Below are 4,245 nucleotides of genomic sequence, written 5' to 3' on the forward strand. Positions count from 1 at the left end.
AAGATTTAGTCCTTTGTACTTCAATCTTTATTCTTTACTTTTGGACAAATTTGACACAAAGATACACTGAAATGAGTAAAACTTCTCAAGAATATGATAAGGTTATCGCAATTTGCCGACAACTTTACGCCAATAAAATGACAGATTATGGAAGTGCCTGGAGAATCTTGAGATTGCCATCATTAACCGACCAAATATTCATCAAAGCCCAACGCATTAGAAGTTTGCAACAAAATGAAATCCGCAAAGTTGACGAAGACGAAACGGGTGAATTCATTGGAATTATCAACTATTCAATCATGGCTTTAATCCAATTGGAATTGGGCGTTGTGGACCAACCTGATTTAGATGCAGCTAAAGCTATTCAGTTATATGATGAAAAAATTTCCGCTACAAAATCCTTGATGGAAGACAAAAACCATGATTATGGTGAGGCTTGGCGCGAAATGCGTGTCAGTTCTTTGACCGATTTGATTCTGCAGAAGTTACTTCGCGTAAAGCAAATTGAAGATAATAAAGGAAAAACTTTGGTTTCCGAGGGCATTGATGCCAATTATCAGGATATGATTAATTACTCCGTTTTTGCTTTGATTTTAATGAAATTTGGACAATAACTATGACAACATCTTCTAAAAATTACATTGCCTGGACGCTGAGAATTATTGTAGCTGTTCTTTTTATACTTTCTGCTTTAGCGAAACTATCAAAAGGCCATTTACTGGATTCACCTTATTTTGCGATTTCAACTTTTGAGGTTAAGCAATTATATCCTATGGGATTTTCTGAAGGATTTGCTCCATTCTTCTCCCGAACGCTTATCGGAATTGAATTGGCGCTAGGATTATTGCTGTTACAGAAAAATTATTTACGAAAATTTATCATTCCGGTTACCATACTATTATTGCTGGTCTTTATTGGCCACTTGAGTTATGTGACATTTTTAAGCGGTGGAAATAGCGGAAACTGTGGTTGTTTTGGAGAACTTTTACCGATGACTCCAATAGAAGCCATTATCAAAAATATAGTTGCGGTTGGGTTTTTGGCTTATCTGTTTGTGCTGTTGCCTAAAGATGCGAAAAATGGTAATTTTTGGATTTTAACCACAGTTCTTTTTGCTACAATTTTAGCTATTTTTATGATGGCTCCAATACAGCCACCTGCAAGTAACTTTGAGATTTCAACACCTGAAGAAACAACTAATGATACCGTTCAGGAACCAACAGTTGACACAACAGCAACTTTGATTACAAAAGATACAATAAAGAAAATTGAAGCAGTAAAAACAGATCTGAAAAAAGAAATCAATGAGCCTGAAAAACACAAATCAGGTTATACTCAATACTTTTCTAAAATTGACACCGGAAGAAAAACACTTTGCTTTTTCGTGCCTGGTTGCGACCATTGTCGTGAAGCTTGTAAAGAGTTAACGGAATTGAAACAAAAAGATAAGAATTTTCCTGATATATCAATTATCTTTATGAACGAAGAAGCCGATTTGATTCCGGACTTTTTTAAGTTTGCCGGTGCCGAATATCCATACAAAATAATTGAAGTCATCCCTTTTTGGAAAGTATTAGGTTCAGGAAAAGACACTCCTGGCGTGAAATATTTATGGAACGGAAATGAATACAGATATTATTGGGGAATAACCGAAAACAAATTTGACCCGATTGATTATCAAAAAATAATTAACAAAACGTATTCCGAGCTAAAAAAATAATTAGTTTTATTTATCTTTTTACTATTTTTAAATATTAAAATTTAAAATATGATTAAATATATAATGTCCAGAAGGATACATCAACAAGCATTCATAGGTTTTGGCGCTTGTTTTTTTGCATTTGTCCTTGGCTATATCCTTTTGGAATTTATTTCTACAATGGAAGATCCTCCATTAGGGAACACAATTTATATACTTATTGGAAGTGCATTCGTCTTCTCTTCAGTTTTAGGCTTCGTTTTAATTCTAAAATATCTTTATGATTATAAGAAGCAAAAAGAAAGACGTGAGCGCAAAAGAAAAAAACATAAATTGTTTTATCTAAAAGATCAAGACACAGAAAAAAAACCTGATTGATTCATTTGCCCTAAATTAATAAAAATATGAAAAAGACAGTTTTATGCTTAGTAGCAATAGTTGTTGCTTATGCATTTTCAAATTTTGAGAATGATACATTTTCAAAGAAAGCATTATCCAAAAAATTAATTACTCCCGAAAATACTGAAATTTCATTTAAGAAAATTTTAAAAAAACATACCGGAAAAGTCACTGTCATTGAGATTTGGGCTTCCTGGTGTGGCGATTGTATAAAAGCAATGCCAAAACTAAAAGAAATGCAGGCCAACAATCCAAATGTTGATTATGTATTCATTTCAATGGATAAAGCTTTTGACAAATGGCAGTCCGGAATTGAAAAACACGAACTAAAAGGCGACCACTATTGGGCAACTGACGGAATGAAAGGTGAATTTGGAACCTCAATAAACTTAGATTGGATTCCGAGATACATTATTCTTGATAAAAACGGTAAAATAGCTATTTATCGCGCAATTGAAACCGATTTTGATAAAATGAACGACCAATTAAAAAAACTAGAATAATGAGACAAAAAATTGTTGCCGGCAATTGGAAAATGCACAAAAATGCTGAAGAAACAGAAGATTTATTAAATGAATTGATTGATAAATTGCCAAACGATGTTGAAGCACAAGTTATTGTTGCACCAACATTTATTAACCTTGCCTCAGCAGTTGATCATTTAGAATTTACCAATATTGCAGTTGCTGCGCAAAATATGAGTCAGTTTGAAAGTGGCGCTTATACCGGTGAAATTTCGGCAGACATGCTAAAAAGTATCGGAGTTAATATTGTTATCATTGGTCATTCTGAACGACGTGCTTATTTTAATGAAACCGATTTTATTTTAGCAGATAAAGTAACAACAGCTTTGTCAAACAATATGACAGTGATTTTTTGCTTTGGCGAAGAATTAAAAGACAGACAAAACAACCAACATTTCAATTTGGTGGAGGACCAACTTCGCGATGGTTTGTTTCATATAAAAGATAAAGACTGGGAACAAATAGTTTTAGCATACGAACCTGTTTGGGCAATTGGAACCGGAGAAACTGCTTCGCCGGAACAAGCACAGGAAATGCACCGATTCATCAGAGAAAGTGTTAGACAACGTTTTGGAAGTAATATCGCGGAAGACGTTTCTATACTTTATGGCGGAAGCGTAAAACCAGATAATGCCAAAGAAATTTTCTCAAAACCAGACGTTGATGGTGGACTAATTGGTGGTGCCGCATTAAAAGCAACCGACTTTGCGGCAATTGTTAGTTCGATATAAGAAAAATAATGTTATAATTTAAAACCTTTCAAATTATTGAAAGGTTTTTTTTATATATTTAATACTTATGTTGCATTTTAACGATTTTTTTTGCTTTTAATCGAACTTCTGCTTTATTTTTACTCCCTAATTAAATGTCAAAATCAAATGAAAGCAAAACTCATCCTACTATTTTTGTTTGTATTCGGTTTGAATATGTATTCCCAGGTAGATATTCAGAAACGGTTTCAATCCGATTCAAGGAAATATTATGTTTGGAATAAAGAATTCGAAAAATACGAATTGAAAGAAACAGAATTCGAAAACACGATTATTGATATTCGTGAAATGGGTTCAAAAACTAATGGTTATATCGTAATCAGCATGTACGATAATGGTCAGGTGCGTTTGCATCATGGTTCCATTGTCGAATTTACACAAACCAGCGAAACCGAAGGAACATGGTTAATACGCTCAAAATTCATGAGAGCAAAACTGACCTACAATCCGAAAGATAATACCATTACCTATCTTTATGATGCTGATGGAAAACGCTATAGCAAACTGATGATTTTTGCGGTAACACCTGATGAAGCCCCAAATGCCAGTTTAAAAGCTGTTGCCAGAACAGACGATTAATTTTTTGATAAAATGACTTCATAGTAAGGGTGTCGATTGTTACCTTTGCAAAAAAAAAGAATGTCAAACATATATTTAGCATACCATTTTTCGGTTGAACCAAAAGAACTGGGTTCCGAAATTTTAATCGCAGAACTTGGCGAAAAACCTTTTGAAAGTTTCATCGAAACCGAAAATGGATTTAGTGCCTTTATTCAAAAAGACCTTTGGACTAAAAATATATTAGATGATATTTATTTGTTACATTCTCCTGAATTCACTATTTCCCACACAA

At 33.5% G+C, this 4,245-nt stretch carries 6 protein-coding genes and 1 pseudogene; all 7 read left to right on the forward strand.

Annotated features, from left to right (window positions below):
* Nucleotides 1-71 precede the first annotated feature (71 nt).
* Nucleotides 72-614, forward strand: coding sequence for a DUF1599 domain-containing protein (locus ABIQ27_RS04120; protein WP_348032321.1), 543 nt, complete (start codon nt 72-74; stop codon nt 612-614).
* A 2-nt stretch (nt 615-616) separates the two neighbouring features.
* The gene (locus ABIQ27_RS04125; protein WP_348032311.1) at nt 617-1,720 is read left to right on the forward strand and encodes a MauE/DoxX family redox-associated membrane protein; all 1,104 of its coding nucleotides are present in this window, start codon (nt 617-619) and stop codon (nt 1,718-1,720) included.
* Nucleotides 1,721-1,768: 48 nt separating this feature from the next.
* Nucleotides 1,769-2,077 carry a hypothetical protein gene (locus ABIQ27_RS04130; RefSeq protein WP_348032313.1) on the forward strand — a complete coding sequence of 103 codons (309 nt, stop codon included), beginning with the start codon at nt 1,769-1,771 and terminating at the stop codon, nt 2,075-2,077.
* 26 nt (nt 2,078-2,103) lie between these two features.
* Entirely contained in the window at nt 2,104-2,601 is a 498-nt protein-coding gene (locus ABIQ27_RS04135; RefSeq protein ID WP_348032315.1) for a TlpA disulfide reductase family protein, read from the forward strand.
* Nucleotides 2,601-3,353: a triose-phosphate isomerase gene (gene tpiA, locus ABIQ27_RS04140; RefSeq protein WP_348032317.1), complete on the forward strand. Its 753-nt coding sequence runs from the start codon at nt 2,601-2,603 to the stop codon at nt 3,351-3,353. Before ABIQ27_RS04135 ends, tpiA begins: the two co-directional genes overlap by 1 nt.
* 147 nt (nt 3,354-3,500) lie before the next feature.
* The gene (locus ABIQ27_RS04145; protein ID WP_348032319.1) at nt 3,501-3,971 is read left to right on the forward strand and encodes a hypothetical protein; all 471 of its coding nucleotides are present in this window, start codon (nt 3,501-3,503) and stop codon (nt 3,969-3,971) included.
* 60 nt (nt 3,972-4,031) lie between these two features.
* Nucleotides 4,032-4,245 (forward strand): annotated as a pseudogene (locus ABIQ27_RS04150) (50S ribosomal protein L11 methyltransferase); the annotation flags it as partial.

Source organism: Flavobacterium sp., assembly GCF_039916025.1.
Taxonomy (GTDB): Bacteria; Bacteroidota; Bacteroidia; order Flavobacteriales; family Flavobacteriaceae; genus Flavobacterium.